The 15440-nt window shown below is 56.7% G+C and carries 11 protein-coding genes; 4 read left to right on the top strand and 7 right to left on the bottom strand.

Annotation, left to right across the window (positions count from 1 at the left end; genetic code table 11):
- A complete protein-coding gene (locus tag AC07VY_RS13610) occupies positions 1-771 on the bottom strand; it encodes an SDR family NAD(P)-dependent oxidoreductase (protein WP_495097927.1) in 771 nt (256 codons plus the stop codon).
- Positions 772-874: 103 nt separating this feature from the next.
- Between AC07VY_RS13610 and AC07VY_RS13615 the strand changes: the two genes are divergently transcribed.
- On the top strand, positions 875-1798 hold the full coding sequence (locus AC07VY_RS13615; protein WP_495097926.1) for a LysR family transcriptional regulator: 924 nt from the start codon (positions 875-877) through the stop codon (positions 1796-1798).
- Here AC07VY_RS13615 and AC07VY_RS13620 read toward each other — a convergent pair.
- Positions 1791-2441, bottom strand: a complete 651-nt coding sequence (locus tag AC07VY_RS13620; protein WP_495097925.1) for an outer membrane beta-barrel protein — start codon at positions 2439-2441, stop codon at positions 1791-1793. The genes AC07VY_RS13615 and AC07VY_RS13620 overlap by 8 nt on opposite strands.
- Before the next feature lie 327 nt (positions 2442-2768).
- Between AC07VY_RS13620 and AC07VY_RS13625 the strand changes: the two genes are divergently transcribed.
- The 3 genes from AC07VY_RS13625 to AC07VY_RS13635 are packed head-to-tail and all read left to right on the top strand — an operon-like array spanning position 2769 to position 6524.
- Complete coding sequence (locus AC07VY_RS13625) at positions 2769-3716, top strand: UDP-glucuronic acid decarboxylase family protein (protein ID WP_495076088.1); 948 nt, start codon at positions 2769-2771, stop codon at positions 3714-3716.
- A gap of 13 nt (positions 3717-3729) precedes the next feature.
- Complete coding sequence (locus AC07VY_RS13630) at positions 3730-4671, top strand: hypothetical protein (RefSeq protein WP_495097924.1); 942 nt, start codon at positions 3730-3732, stop codon at positions 4669-4671.
- Positions 4671-6524, top strand: a complete 1854-nt coding sequence (locus AC07VY_RS13635) for a glycosyltransferase (protein ID WP_495097923.1) — start codon at positions 4671-4673, stop codon at positions 6522-6524. The genes AC07VY_RS13630 and AC07VY_RS13635 overlap by 1 nt, the downstream gene beginning before the upstream one ends.
- 14 nt (positions 6525-6538) lie before the next feature.
- On the opposite strand, the gene AC07VY_RS13640 is transcribed toward AC07VY_RS13635, so the two are convergent.
- The 5 genes from AC07VY_RS13640 to AC07VY_RS13660 form a co-directional block, all read right to left on the bottom strand.
- Positions 6539-8353 (bottom strand): glycosyltransferase family 4 protein, encoded by a 1815-nt coding sequence (locus AC07VY_RS13640; RefSeq protein WP_495111300.1) that lies wholly within the window; start codon positions 8351-8353, stop codon positions 6539-6541.
- An 18-nt stretch (positions 8354-8371) separates the two neighbouring features.
- A complete protein-coding gene (locus tag AC07VY_RS13645; RefSeq protein ID WP_495111301.1) occupies positions 8372-9031 on the bottom strand; it encodes a hypothetical protein in 660 nt (219 codons plus the stop codon).
- 133 nt (positions 9032-9164) lie between these two features.
- A complete protein-coding gene (locus AC07VY_RS13650; protein WP_495097920.1) occupies positions 9165-10547 on the bottom strand; it encodes an HlyD family type I secretion periplasmic adaptor subunit in 1383 nt (460 codons plus the stop codon).
- Complete coding sequence (locus tag AC07VY_RS13655; protein ID WP_495097919.1) at positions 10520-12679, bottom strand: peptidase domain-containing ABC transporter; 2160 nt, start codon at positions 12677-12679, stop codon at positions 10520-10522. Before AC07VY_RS13655 ends, AC07VY_RS13650 begins: the two co-directional genes overlap by 28 nt.
- Before the next feature lie 143 nt (positions 12680-12822).
- Complete coding sequence (locus AC07VY_RS13660; protein ID WP_495119486.1) at positions 12823-15426, bottom strand: beta strand repeat-containing protein; 2604 nt, start codon at positions 15424-15426, stop codon at positions 12823-12825.
- Positions 15427-15440: the final 14 nt, after the last annotated feature.

The following is a 15440-nucleotide window of genomic DNA, read 5'->3' on the forward strand; positions in this document are numbered from 1 at the left end:
TTACAGGAACATGCCGCCAGAGGCCTCGATACGCTGCGCGTTGACCCAGCGGTTGGCCGGCGTCAGCAAAGAGGCGATAACACCGCCAATATCGTCTGGCACGCCCACGCGGCCCAGCGCGGTTTGCGACGCCACAAAAGCATTCAGTTGCGCGTTGTCACGCACCGCACCGCCACCGAAATCGGTCTCGATAGCGCCCGGCGCCACCACATTCACCGCGATGCCGCGCGGGCCCAGCTCCTTGGCCATGTAGCGGGTCAGCACCTCAATGCCGCCCTTCATCGCGCCATACGCGGCATAGCCGGGCAGTGCGAACCGGGCCAGGCCGGAAGAGACATTCACGATGCGGCCACCGTCGGCCATCAGCGGCAGCAGCTTTTGCGTCAGGAAGAAAACACCTTTGAGATGGATATTGACCAGCGTGTCGAACTGGGCCTCGGTGGTCTCCATCAGGCTGGCGTGGATGCCCACACCGGCGTTGTTGACCAGGAAGTTGAAGTTTTCGCGCTGCCACTGTTCGCCCAGCACCTGCTTCACCGACGCCGCAAAAGCGGCAAAGCTGCTGCTGTCGCCAACGTCCAGTTGCAGGGCGACAGCGCGCCGGCCCAGGGCCTGGATTTCAGTTACTACGGCAGCGGCTTCGGCAGCCTGGCTGCGGTAGGTCAGGATGACATCGCTGCCGGTTTGGGCGATGTGCAGTGCGGCGTTTTTACCCAGGCCACGGCTGCCGCCGGTAACAATGGCGATAGGGGTATTGGTAGAGGATGGCATGCTGTGTCCGTTCAGAGTGGTTAAAGATGGGTGCAAGTCTATTGATCGCCTCAACCCAGATAAATATCAAAAATATGATTTGTTTGTTCGCGATAATTGAACAATGAACCCTATAGACCGCATGCACGTCTTTACCCGGGTGGCGGAACTGGCCAGCTTTACCCAGGCCGCCGAGGCCCTGGGTCTGCCCAAAGCCAGCGTTTCCACGGCGGTGCAGCAGCTGGAAAACCAGTTGGGCACACGCCTGCTGCACCGCACCACGCGCCGGGTGCAGCTGACGCAAGACGGCCAAACCTTCTACGAGCGCAGCAAAGACCTGCTGGCCGACATGGAGGACCTGCAGACCATGTTCCAGCAACCTGGCGTGCAGGCCCTGCGCGGGCGGGTACGGGTGGACATGGCCACCGGCATGGCGCGCGATATCGTTATCCCCCGCCTGCCCGAGCTGCTACAAGCCCACCCTCTGTTGGAGGTGGAGCTGAGCAGTACCGAGCGCCGGGTGGATCTGGTGCGCGAAGGCTTTGACTGCGTGCTGCGGGGTGGCCCCGTGCTGGACCCCAGCCTGGTAGCCCGGCCACTGGGCGCCATGCGCATGCGCAACTGCGCCAGCCCGGCTTATCTGCAGCGCTATGGCTATCCGGAATCACTGGAAGACCTGGCCGGGCACCAATTAGTGCATTACGCCAGCACACTGGGCACCAAGCCCCTGGGTTTTGAATACTCCATCGGTGCGCAAGACCACTACCTGCCGATGGCCGGCGCCGTGACCGTCAACAATACCGAGGCCTATACCGCCGCCTGCCTGGCCGGCCTAGGGCTGATACAGGTACCAGACACGGGGCTCAAGACACTGCTGAGCCGGGGCACGCTGGTGGAAGTGTTACCCGACTTCGTGCCGCGCCCGATGCCGCTGACGCTGCTTTACACCCATAGGCGCAACCTGTCCAAGCGCGTACGCACCGTGATGGACTGGCTGGCGCAGGTGATCACACCACACATCCAGCCACCACGGGCAGACATCACATAAAGTGGTAGCGCAGGCCCAGGTTGAACTGGTTCAGGCCTGTACGGCCGGTGTTGGTGTCGTCCCCCACATGGGTGTAATGCACCAGCTCGGCCGTGGCATCCACATTCGGCGTGATGGCATAGGCCGCGCCTGCGCCCAGGGCCAGCGAGGTGTGCGTGCTACTGCCTGAATAGTTGGTGGAACCGCTGGTGGAGGAAAGGTCCAAATTGGTCTTCCAGCGCTCAACCCCGAGGCGGCCATAGAGCGACCACTTGTTGTCTATCGGCGCAATGCCCAGCACGTGCAGGCCCAGGCCATGGGCTTTCCAGGAGCCCGCCGCGCTGTCTGCCGAGGGCGACGATATGGCGGACTGCACGTCCATCTTGCCCACCCGGTCGTAGCTGGCTTCCACGGCCACGTTCGGACTCACGCGGTAGCCCAGGCGGAAATTCGGGTTGGTACTGCTGCTATCGGCAGAGCTGCTACTGGCCACACCTTGGTTGGCCAGCGCCGAATCGATCTTTCCGCCTAGACCCGATGCGCGACTCATGGACAAGCCACCGCCCACGTACACATCGCCCGATGGGTCGGCCGCATGGGCCAGAGGCATGGCCAGAACCAGGCCCAGCGGCGCCAGGGTGGCAAAAACAGTATTCAATTTCATACCTATTCCTTGGTGATGGAGCCGCCGCGCGCACTGCGCCCAGCGGACTCCGCATGCCCGCTCGCACAGGCAGCGGGAGATGCTGAAAAACGGATTGCGTACCGGACACAAAGACCGGTAGCACCTGCACAACGCCATTGAAGCGTCCCAAACTGTCTGCCCGGTGCAGGCTCGGTAAAGCCGATGTAATAAAAATCAGCGCGGGTAACGCATTGACAAGGGCGTTGACACGTGCTTTTGCGCCGTTTGACACCTACATGCAGCCTTATGATCGTTGTAGATGCAGCATATTTCGCCTGCAATACCGACATGAATCAAGGAGACGCCATGCGTGAGAAGTCGAAAAAGAGAATTTTGGTCACCGGTGGCGCAGGCTTCCTGGGCAGCCATCTGTGTGACCGCCTGGTGGCGCGCGGCGACGATGTGCTGTGTGTGGACAACTTCTACACCGGCAGCAAGAGCAATGTGGCCCACTTGCTGAACAAGAGCAATTTCGAACTGATGCGCCACGATGTGACGTTTCCGCTGTACGTTGAAGTTGACGAAATTTACAACCTGGCCTGCCCCGCCAGCCCGGTGCATTACCAGCACGACCCGGTGCAGACCACCAAGACCAGTGTGCACGGCGCCATCAATATGCTGGGCCTGGCCAAGCGCTGCAAGGCCAAGATTCTGCAGGCCTCCACCTCCGAGGTGTATGGCGACCCCGAAGTGCATCCGCAGCAGGAGTCGTACTGGGGCCGGGTGAACCCGATAGGCATCCGCAGTTGCTACGACGAAGGCAAACGCTGTGCGGAAACCCTGTTCTTCGACTACCACCGCCAGCACCAACTGCGTATCAAGGTGGTGCGCATCTTCAATACCTACGGCCCCCGCATGCACCCGGACGATGGCCGTGTGGTCAGCAACTTCATCATGCAAGCCCTGCAGGGCAAGGACATCACGTTGTATGGCGACGGTGGCCAGACGCGCAGCTTCTGCTATGTAGACGACTTGCTGGAAGCCATGATCCGCATGATGGACAGCCCGGACGAATTCACCGGCCCGGTAAACATTGGCAACCCCGGAGAGTTCAGCATGCGCGAACTGGCCGAGCAAGTCATCGCCCTGACAGGCACCACATCCAAGATCGTCCACCTCCCCATGCCCGCAGACGACCCGCGCCAGCGCAAACCCGACCTCACGCTGGCCCGCCAGATGCTGGACTGGTCGCCCACCATTCCGCTAAACGAAGGACTGCAAAAGACCATCGCCTATTTCGCACAGCTCGCCTAAAGACCGGACACGCATGGAACAGCTCACGACTTTTGTGTCTAGCCGGGGCATGCTGAAGTCTTGCGGCAGCCACCACGCCAAGCCGGTCTCCAGCCACCCCGGCCTGGAGCCCGAACTGCTGCAGAACCACCGGCCGGGTGGCTCCATCTATGTCTGTACGGACGCCCTGCTGAACTTTGCCGTGCAACTGTTACCGCAGATTAGCAGCCCGTTCGTACTGGTCAGTGGTGACAGCGATGTGCCCATCAACGATGCCCTGCTGGCCCACCCGGCCATAGCTACATTGCTGGCCAGCGACTACTTGCTGGCCTGGCATGCGCAGAACCTGGTGAGCCAGCACCCGAAGCTGTCCCTGCTTCCCATTGGCATGGACTACCACACCATGTGGGAGCGCCCCGGCATGTGGGGCATTACGGCCATCTCGCCGATGGCGCAGGAAAACGCATTGCTCAACACGCTGGCCGCGTCGCCTGACTTCCATCTGCGCTACCTGACGGCTTATTGCAACTGGCATTTCGCGATGGGACGTGGAGACAGGCAGGAGTGCTTTGACAAGGTGGACAAGTCGGTGTGCTTCTTCGAGGCCAATGCCGTGCCACGCAACAGCACCTGGCTACGGCAAGCGGAATGCATGTTCGTCGTCAGCCCTGAAGGCGCGGGCATGGACTGCCACCGTACCTGGGAGGCGATTCTGCTGGGTTGCATTCCCATCGTCAAAAGAAATGCCATGTCCAACCTGTTTACGGAACTGCCAGTGCTGGTGGTAGAGGACTGGCAGGAAGTCCACCGTGACACGCTGATGCGTTACTTCCAAACACTGGCAGAACGCAAATTCGACTTCTCGCCTCTATTTCGCCACTACTGGACTCAGAAGCTAGAGGGCCGCACCGCCCGGCTGCTGGACCCCATGGGCTACGCAGACTTTCGCAAACTGCTCACACGAAAGACCGGTTGATGGCCAACGCCACCCTGCAAGACGCCCAGATATTTAAAGAGCGCTGCGAGGACAGCCCCGGCATCCTGGTGCTGTGCCAGGGCGACTGGAGACCCACCGCAGAACGTGTGCGCCTGTTTGAGGAGCAAAACTACTATGTGCTGACTGCCGCCAATGGCTACCAGGACATTGTGGACTGGCTACCCCAGCCGCGCTGCATCGGTGCCATGTTCGCGCACCCAGCCACCGTGGCCCAGGCTCGACAGCAGTATCCGGACAAGGTGATTGAGCGCTTCGAGGGCGTGGGCGCCCGATTCCTGCGCACCCTGACGCAGGAATTGCCTTACGGCTTGCATAACGCAGGTCTGCCATTCACTGGTAACGTACCTGCAGCACTAAAGACCGTAGATGTGGTGTCCGTCTTCTCGCCTGTGGCGCTCAAGCGCGGGCAGTTGCTGATCGAGTCCCTGCTGGCGGCAAACGTCACGGCTTACCTGTTCGCCCAGTCGCTAGGTTCCAACCCACAGCTGCTGGAGTCGTTTTTCGAGGTGGTGCGCAAGGCGGGCAAGTCGATTGAATACTTTCACTACCCGTTCGACCCCTATGCGCTAATGCGTATCGATGGGCGCATCGTCATCGATGGCCGCCCTATTGGGGCGAATAACAGCGTGGTCTCTGCCTACCTGGCCCGCGCGCGCCTTTTGGTACATACATCCACTACCGAGGGCATATCCAACTCGGTCATGGAAGCACTATTGAACGATGTACCGGTGCTGGTGTGCGAAGACATACGCGGGCCGCTGCAGGACCTCTCGCTACAGCTGCCGGGGTGCATCTCCCGCTCAGAACCCAAAGCCCATGCACTAGTGGCACATATCCAAGGCTTGCTGGCAGCCCCAAAGGCACACGGAAGCATTCGCGAAAGCTTTCGGCACGTTATCAACCCCTTCGAAATCAACCGCCAGATGGTGCGCGGCACCCAAGCATGGTTCGCACGCAATGGCCTGCCCTGGAAAGGCCATTGCCTGGGGCTGCTGGGGGGCGTGCAATCCAAGCTCGACCTGGCGCACGCAACAGCGGAAGAAAGCTACCGGGGTCATCAGCACATCTACCCCAACCCTACGGAAGCCCTGCAGTGTGCGGCATTCCAGATACAGATTGCCGAGGCCATTGGAGCAACACCCCACGCCGCCAGCCTGCGTGCAGAAATGCAATATATACAAGGCGGCCTGACGACCCCGCCCCAGAGCAAAGCTCTACCTGCACTCATCGCGTTACTCGCAGCGCGTACCGACATACGGCATGTGCTGGCGGTGGGCGCCACCAACAGTCCGCAACTGGAGGTACTGGTAGAGCAGTTGGGAAACAATCCCGTCCATCCGCAGCTGCACTGCATGGAGAGTGCCCACACGCCCTGCACAGCCATGCAGCAACGCTACGGACAGAAGAATTTTGTCCATTGCCACCACGCCAGCACGGTACCGCTGGAAGCCTTCCCCTCGGCTGCGGATGTAAGCCAGTTTTACGCAACAACTAGCGGAAAGTTGAGGGACTACCCGCTAGCCAACGTGCTGGACTGGTTGCGGCAGGACAGGGCCGAGATGGAAGCCACGTCCTTGGAGCCCAATGGCATACAGACACTGCTGGGAAAGCTGGGCTTAGAGCAGTTCGACATGGTACTGATTGATGGCCGTGAATTCACCGGCTTTGCAGAACTGCAACAGCTATATGGATGCAAGATCATCCTTCTGGCCTGCACACAAACCTTTAAAAACCACCACAGCCTGCAACAGCTGGTGCGAGACCCCAGTTACCAACTCGTATTTGCAGACGCCGAAGTCTCAAATGGCTTCGCCGTATTTGTGAAACGGTAGTGCGCGCGCAGACCTCAGAACCTGCGCTCAAATACCGCGAAGCCGTTTCGCAACTCCATATTCTGGTGGGTCAGCGCATAGGCGACATGGTTGGTCAATATGCGGTAGGCATTGAAGCATTTGTGTGAGTTCACGTCATCCAATGCAATGACGCGCGCACCCATGCAGTGGTACAGCTCGGCCTCCCCGGTGAATTCTGAGCCGTCGATCAACACCATATCAAAGTCAACAATCTGGTTTTCTTTTTTGATCAGTTCTATACCGTTGTGTGTCAGACCCGCAGCGCGCATATACGCAATATCCTGCCGCAACCAAGATAACACCTGCTCAAGGGGGTAGGCGTTCAAGGTCGTCCGCGTGCTGGCGTAGAAAAACGCCACTTCCTGCTCTGATGGAAACTCATCCAATGCAGCGGAAGACTGGTTATAGACCTTGACGAAGTCACAGTCCGCATAGGCATTGCGCAAAGCGGTAAAGCGCTCGGTACTCAGTTCCATACAGTACAGCCGCGTGCTCTGCGCATCAACGCGATTACGCAGAGCAGAGACAAATGCATGGGTGCTACCCGCACCACTGGAAGATCCGATCTCCAGAAAACTCTTCAAATCGTCGCGACTGGCCAGTGCATTCAGCACCTTGTAAAAATCGTCGTTGATGATCTCGGCTGGAATGATTTCAGACAGCATATTGGCCCCCGGTTTCTTATACGTTGCGTGTTGCACCACAGTGCTTGGACGCGGTGCTTGCGCGGACAGATCCACCTGCAACAAGGCAGTTTTGACCTCTAAGGCCATTTTCCCCCAGGAGAACTGCGCAGCGCGCTGCAAACCTTTGGCAATCAGCACAGCACGCATGACTGGCCCCTGCACCTGGTACAAAGCATTCGCCATGGCCGCCACGTCCGTGGGATCCACATACAGCACGCCGTCGGCAGCGACCTCCGGTATAGAGCCCGTAGGACAAGTGATGACCGGGCAGGCACAAGCCATGGCCTCGGTAATCGGCATACCAAAGCCTTCGTACAGTGAGGGGTAGACCAAGGCAATGGCTCCGCTGTAAGCGCATTGCAAGCTTGCATCGTCCACCTCAATCATGTGCACACTGGCGTCGCCCACATGGATGCTGAACTCGGGCTCCAGCGCCGACCAGGGACCAGTACAAACAATCGCATATTGGCCCCGTAGTTCACCCAGAGTGGCAAACGCCTGGAAGAACAAATGGGCATTCTTGTAGGCACCACGGCTACCCACTAGCAAGAAATAGGGTTTCTCGATGGCGTGCTGTGCCTTGAATAACGCAAGCTGTTCAGGCTCCGGGGCCTTGAAGTCCACTCCGCAATGGGCCACCGTCACCTGCTCTGGACGGATGGCTGGGAAAAAACGGCACAGATCATTCGCCGTGTTTTGCGATATGGCTATATAGGCACTGGCATGGCGAATGCCAGCATGCTTTTCCACCCAAATGGCTTTGGTCGCCGTGTCCCAGTTCAGGACCTCAGGAATCATGTCGTAGACCATGAATACCGACGGCGTCGAAATCGGTGTCGTGTAGTAGCTGGACACAAACAAGCTGGCGCCCTCTTCGTCGCACACTTGTTGCAGCAGTGCCCGATCAGCATCTGGTGCGGCGTAGTTGTGGGAGGGAATGTTGCGGTAAGCAATGCCGGGAATGCGCGGCGCTGTATTTTGGCGGTCCAACACCAATAACTGTACGGCGAATCCATCTTGTACCCACTCCAACAGCAAGGAGTGCCAGACACGGGCAATGCCGGAGCGGTTGTATTGGAAAAATACCGCATCAATTAAAATTTTTCGCACTGAAGAAGACATATCTGTTGTCGCTTTAAATTATTTCACTTCAGTTACTACATAGCGCTGCCAAATTTGTATATGGGGCTCACTATTGTCCATAAGCCACTTGCACAATAAAAAACTATGCAGTCGCTCCAGCAGATAACCGGCAACCCGCCGCTGGTATCCCGTACGCGCAACCTGGTAATCGGACGAGTAAGCATTCCATACAGCTTTCAATATGCTGATGATTCTCATGAATACATCCACATGTATGCAACACACGGCGGGAGACGGAATGATTCCACGCAAAGTAGCGAATGCTTTGATATCCGCCTTGTCCAAAACACCGCTGTCGGCACAGGCGGCAGCAAACATGACCAAATCATCAATCACGTGCACCCGCGCGTAATTGCTAGAAATACTCTCCCCAAAGTCAAAAATGGAACCTACGGCCAAACGCCCGGAAAAAGCATCCAACTGCTCCTGAGTGGGGAAAATAGCCGGAGCCAAATCTGGCGTAAGCACCCGTATCCAGGGAGAAACTGACTCTGCTCCACCCATCAGGGTAGATACAAACTTGCGGTATTGAAACAAGAATAAATGCTCTGCAACCACGTCACCCGACAGCAGCAAATCGTGCAAGCCAAAGAGCTGAGAGTACTCGGCCAAGCCGCCACCATCGATCGCTGTGCCAAACCGGTTGTCGTCAATCACCAGCTCATTCTGTATACCCAGAGAAGCGGGGCATAACATTTCAAAAAAAACAGGCGGCCTGAACAATGGCATGGTATGGCCAATGCAATAAGCCTTCATTATTTTCGACATGTGGTTTTGAATAAATTAAGCCCTACGGCTCTCGCACCGCTTCACCAAGACCCTTGGTCAGCGGCCACACCAAATAAGACATGACAGTGCGTTTACCCACCACAATTTCTGCATTCAAAGTCATGCCCGGCAGAATTCTGGAGTTTTCCAGCATATTTTTCAGATTTACTTTGTCGATGCTGACACGGCTCATGTAGTAAGCATCTCCACCGGTTTTGACCTGTGTATCTTTACGAAATGCGTCTTCGCTCAATGTTCGAACCCGGCCATCCAGTGTTCCATGGCGTTGAAAGGGGAATGCATCCAGCTTGATATGAACCGGGTCGCCGAGCTTGATATACCCAACATCGACTGAGTCGATATGCACTTCAGCTTCCAACACCACGTTCATGGGCACCAGGGTAAAAAATGTTTCCGCCTCTTTGACAATGGAGCCGGGAGACAGCTTGGCAATCTCCAGCACAACTGCATCCACGGGAGACACCAAAGTCACCAACCTGCGGCGCTTGTCGGCCTTCTGCAATTGCTCTTTGACCGAGTCGCGCTCGCGCGAGAGAACCAACATGTCCTCCATTGCTTTTTGCCGCCAACTTTTCTCAAAGGCCAACTTTTCCGCCTCAAAAGCACCTAGTTCGCGTCGTATTTCCTGCTCGCGGCTACGGGACAGCTCCAGATCACGCTCAACTTCTTTACTTCTCTGTTGTGCCTCAAGCAGTTGCAAGGGTGCACCAATCTTTTGGGCCACCATCTTCTCCTGCATCGCTTCTATTTCTTTCAAAGATTTCAGACGCGAAGCCACAAACTGCTGATCCTGCCGGTTCGTCGCCAATGCAGCGCGTAGCTTCGCGGCAGTTTCCGTCATCTTCATCTGCTGGGCTTTGTAATTAGCCCGTCTCTCAAACGACAAATTGGCCTGCAGTTGACCATCGGCCGTCTGTGTCCCGGTACTGCCGGTGACGCCGCCGCCCTCCAGTTCGCGCCCCAGGCTTTGAACCTGGGTTTCCAGACTATTCAATTGCGCCTGCAACTGGGTTTCGTCAGCCTGGGCAAACGTAGCATCCAATGAGGCCAGCTTTTCACCCTTCTTGACCACCTGCCCCACGCGCACATCGACGCTTTGCACGATGGAAGTTTCCAGCGGCTGCACAACCACATTCGGCAAAGGATTGACCAGGCGGCCCTGAGCCACAATCACTTCGTCCAATTGAGACAAGCTGGCCCATATGGCAAAGATGACCAGGGCGACAAATAGTACGCGCAAGGTTATTTGCGCGAACTTGGGTACCGGCGTGCGCTCAATTTCGTCCGCGTCTGGCAGATATTCAACGACAGTCTTTTTCTTGGAGCCTTTGCCCCATTTGAAAGAAAGCCATCGCTTCACAAATGGCTTGTTTGTTGATTCCATAGATGTTGATAAGTCTCACATCGGGTCAGCAACTCATCGTGCCGACCGCTATCAACCAGACGCCCATGCTGCATAACCAGAATGGCGCTGGCATTGACCAGCGTGGATAGGCGGTGGGAAATCATGATCACAGTCCGCCCAACAGCAATACGCGAAAGATTGCTGATAAAAATGGCTTCGCTTTCAGGATCCAAGGCGCTGGCCGCTTCATCCAGAACCAGAATCCGCGGCTTGGACAACAGCGCGCGGGCAATCGATAGACGCTGCTTCTGCCCACCAGACAAATTGGAAGCGTTTTCCTCCAGCAGCGTGTTGTATCCCTGGGGAAGCCGTTCAATAAACTCTGCAGCTCCTGCAGCTTCAGCTGCGGCAACAATCTGCTCGAACGTGGACTCAGGTTTAGCAACTGCAATATTGTCCCGAACCGAACCACGGAACAAGAAATTCTCTTGCAACACCACTCCGATCTGGCGGCGTAAATGGGCCAGTTCGATCTCGCGCGCATCTGTGCGATCGAAGCGCACAATCCCTTCCTGGACGCCGTACAAGCCCTGGATCAGCTTGGTCAAAGTGGTCTTGCCGGATCCGCTCCTCCCCACAATTCCCACAACAGAGCCTGCCGCAATAGTGAAGCTCGCGCGGTCCAATGCAGCATGGCTGGACCCCGGGTAACGGAAGGTGACTTCGTTAAACGAAATTTCTCCAGCCAATTCCGGACGCAAGCCACCAGCACTGGCCCGCCCCTCCGAAGGACGGTTCATCACCTCCCCCAGCATGCGCACAGACAAAGCGGTCTCTTGATACTCATTCACCAAACTGACAATTGCAATCAAGGGCGCTACAACCCGGCCCGAGATCATTTGAAAGCCAATCAATGCGCCAACAGACAAGGTTTGGTCAAACACCTCCTGTGCACCCAACACAATAATTACTACAGGTAACAGCTTGCCCAAAAAATCAGTGACAGCGTTACCAGTAATTGAAATTTTCCCTACCCGAAAATGCATGTTGATGGATTGGGCAGAGCGCTGGTCCCACAGACGCCGCTGCGCTGGCTCAATAGCCAAGGCCTTCACCGTCCGCATTCCATGGATGGTCTCGACCATCATGGATTGCCTCTCGCCTTCGGCGCTATACAGATCGTTCAAACGTTTTTGGAATACCGGCACCATGGCAGCTACCACCCCGGCAATCAAAAAGGTGAAAACCAAAGTGACCAGGGCAAGCTTGACCGAATAGGTAAAAAGTATGGGCAGAAAAATGAACAAAGACAGTGCGTCCAGCACGGTAAAGAACATCCGACCGGTCAAGAAGCTTCGAATCTTCTCCACTTGTTGCATGTGGCGCGTAATTACACCGGCAGTGGTTGTCTCAAAGTAATCGATAGGCAGCGACAAGAGATGCGCAAAGGTACGGCGCGTCAACCGCATATCAATCTTGTTCGTGGCGGAAAGAGTCAGTATTTGACGTAGAAAACCAAATAGCGAATCAAATACCAAGGCAATCACTATGCCTATCGCAAGCACCCACAAGGTTGCCAGGCTTTGGTGCACCAGCACTTTGTCAATCACCAATTGAAAGAACATGGGAGACGCCAGCGCCAGAACATGCATGGCAATCGCCGCAACCGCGATATCTCTCAGCGCTGCTTTTTGTTTGAGAATTTCGGGAATGAACCAACGAAAGCCGAACGGCTGATTTTGTTCCGGCAGCGCGTAAATGCGCTTCATCAAAAACACGTCACCTTGCCAAAGTGCGCAAAACTTAGCGCGATCCAGGCGCAAGATTTCAGTGGGATTGTCTGCTAGAGGGTTCAGCACTGCCACCAACCCATCACCGTTCACATTCGCGCACATGACAATCATGCAATTGCCATCGGTCATGCGGGCAATCAAGGGGAATACCCCCGCCTGCTCCTGCAGACTCTCCCACGAAAAATGGTCAAACTTCGCCTTCAACCCTATGTCTGCGGCAATGCGCAGCACGGTAGCAGGACCGGGTTCCTCTGAAACCAGCGCATAGTCCTCAATCAAACGCTCAGGATTCACCGGCAACCGGTGATGCTGGGCAAGTGCAGCAATGCACTGTACGGTTGAGTGAGGAAATCGTTCTGACATGGTTGAATCACGCATACATGTCTTTACATTTCAACACGCAACAATGAATTCAATGGCTTGATATGACGCCTTTTGCAGCACCAGTTCTGCCGCCTGATGCATAAAAAAAGGTGGAGGGTTTTCACCCTCCACCTTGTCCTCACACAGAAGCAGCAGGACTACTTACCGCCAGTGCCCGCCAAGAACCCCTTCTGCGCGGAATCCTGGATGCCGGAGACATTCAAAGGCTTCACAGTTGCAGCCATCGTACTGCCCTGGCCTGCAATCAAATTGCCGTTTGCGTCAAACTGTTTCATGACATCCACCATACTGCCCACAGCCAAAGTGGCGGCAGCGGGTTTGGTGAACGCGGCAGAAGCCAAGTCAATATGTGGCATCGACGCATCACCTCCTACCCCAGTCCCATCAAATGCCCCCATCACCTGGGCCAGACTGCTGACCTTGGAGCGCAAATCGACACTTTGCGTCGAAGCACTGGTCTTCGCAGAATCCAGTACAGGCTGAACAACTTCTTGCAACTTAGACGAAACCACCTCAGTAGCAGCCACCGCAGGCGTTGCCGTCGGATTCAATGACGCTATCACTTGGTCCACCGTCACAGCTGGGGTGCTGGCATCCTTCTGGTCGGCAACAAACCACACATCAGCTGCTGCGTGGGTTGCACCGTCAGATGTTTCATAGCTGGAAGTCAATCCCACCAAGTTGCCATTGTCCTGACTAATCTGAACCGTTGCTTTGGCACTGATGCTGGTAATACCCAACGACGACAGCGTTTTGACCTCACCTGATTCGCTGACGCCATCAGAATTGCTGTCAATCCACACCCGCAAGTCAGCAAAACCGGCATCTTCGCTATTGACAACACCATCATGGTTGGCGTCCAACTCACCGAGCGCCGCGTATCCATCACTGGCTTTGGATCCGTTTGCAAGCTTCGTGGACGAGCCAAACAACTCGGAGCCATCGTTGATCAGTCCATCATGGTTTCTATCCATGACCAGCAAGCCATCTCCACTACTGACCCAACCCGTGTTGACCTTGGAACCATCAGCGAACAGGTCAAAAGTCACACCCGATGAGATGTTCAATGTTTTAACGCCATCTCCATTCAGATCCAGAATAATTGGCGTGCTCAAGGTCAGATGGGATATCTGCGCGGTGGTGAAGGCCGATATCTGCGTAGATGTAAAGCTCTCCGCCTGCGTTGTCGTAAACGCCTGAACCTGGTTGGTTGTCAGCGCTACGATCTCGTTTGTGGTGAGCGCAATGATCTGACTCGTCTTCAGAGCAACTATGTCAATAGTCTCGATGGCAGCAATCTGGTTCGTCGTCAAGGCAGCAACGCTAGCCGTTGTCAACGAAGCCACTTGACCTGTCGTCAATGCCACCACCTGATTTGTCGTCAAAGCAGACACTTGCGACGTGGTAAGTGAGGCAATATCCGCTGTGGTGAGCGCCTGAACTTGGTTGGTTGCCAGCGCAGCGACCCCCGTCGTTGTCAAAGCTGCTATTTGAGCCGTTTTGAGCGCCGCAATATCCACCGTTTCGATCGCAGCAATTTGGCTGGTACTCAACGCAGCCACTCCGGCCGTCGTCAAAGCAGCAATCTGTGACGTCGTCAAAGACACGATCTGGTTGGTGGTCAGGGCAGCCACGCTGTTGGTGCTCAGCGCCGCAATCTGGCTGGTCTTCAGCGCAGCCACGTCCACCGTCTCTATCGCCACGATCTGGTTGGTCGTCAGCGCCGCCACATCAGCGGTGGTCACCGCCGCGATTTGGCCGGTGGTCAACGCCACGATCTGGTTGGTCGTCAAGGCCGCTGCCTGCGCCGTTGTCAACGCTGCGATCTGGTTGGTACCCAGCGCCGCGATGTCCACTGTCTCGATCGCCACTACTTGGTTGGTCGTGAGGGCCGCAACGTCCGTGCCCAGCGCTACCACTTGGGCCGTGGTCAGGGCCACGACCTGGTTGGTCGTCAAGGCCACAACTTGGCTGGTGGTCAGCACCGCAATACCGGCCGTGGTCACGGCCTGGATCTGGTTGGTGGTCAGCGCTGCCACGCTGTTGGTGCTCAGTGCCGCGATCTGGTTGGTCTTCAGGGCCGCAACGTCCACGGTCTCGATCGCCACAACCTGGTTGGTCGTCAGCGCGGCCAGCTCCGTGGTCGTCAGCGAGGACACCTGGCCGGTGGTCAAGGCCACGATCTGGTTGGTCGTCAGCGCCACCACTTGTGCGGTGTTCAGTGCAACCAGGTCTGCCGTGGTCACGGCCTGGATCTGGTTGGTGGTCAGCGCTGCCACGCTGTTGGTGCTCAGTGCCGCAACCTGGCTGGTCTTCAAGGCGGCTATGTCAGCCGTCTCGATCGCCGCAACCTGGTTGGTCGTCAGCGCGGCTATCGCCGCTGTCGTCAACGACGATACCTGGCCTGTGGTCAAGGCGACGATCTGGTTGGTCGTCAGCGCTGCAACCTGGGCCGTCGTCAAGGCAACGATCTGGCTGGTCTTCAGCGCCGCTACATCCACTGTCTCTATCGCAACGATCTGGTTGGTGCTCAGCGCAGCAATGTCTGCCGCGCTCAGCGAGGACACTTGGGCCGTCGTCAGAGCCACGACTTGGTTGGTCGTCAGGGCCGCCGCCTGGGTGGTGGTCAGCGCCGCAATACCAGCCGTGCTGACGGCCTGGATCTGGTTGGTGGTCAGGGCAGCCACGCTGTTGGTGCTCAGCGCCGCAATCTGGCTGGTCTTCAGCGCAGCCACGTCCACCGTCTCTATCGCCA

It is taken from the genome of Rhodoferax sp. GW821-FHT02C08 (genome assembly GCF_059421805.1).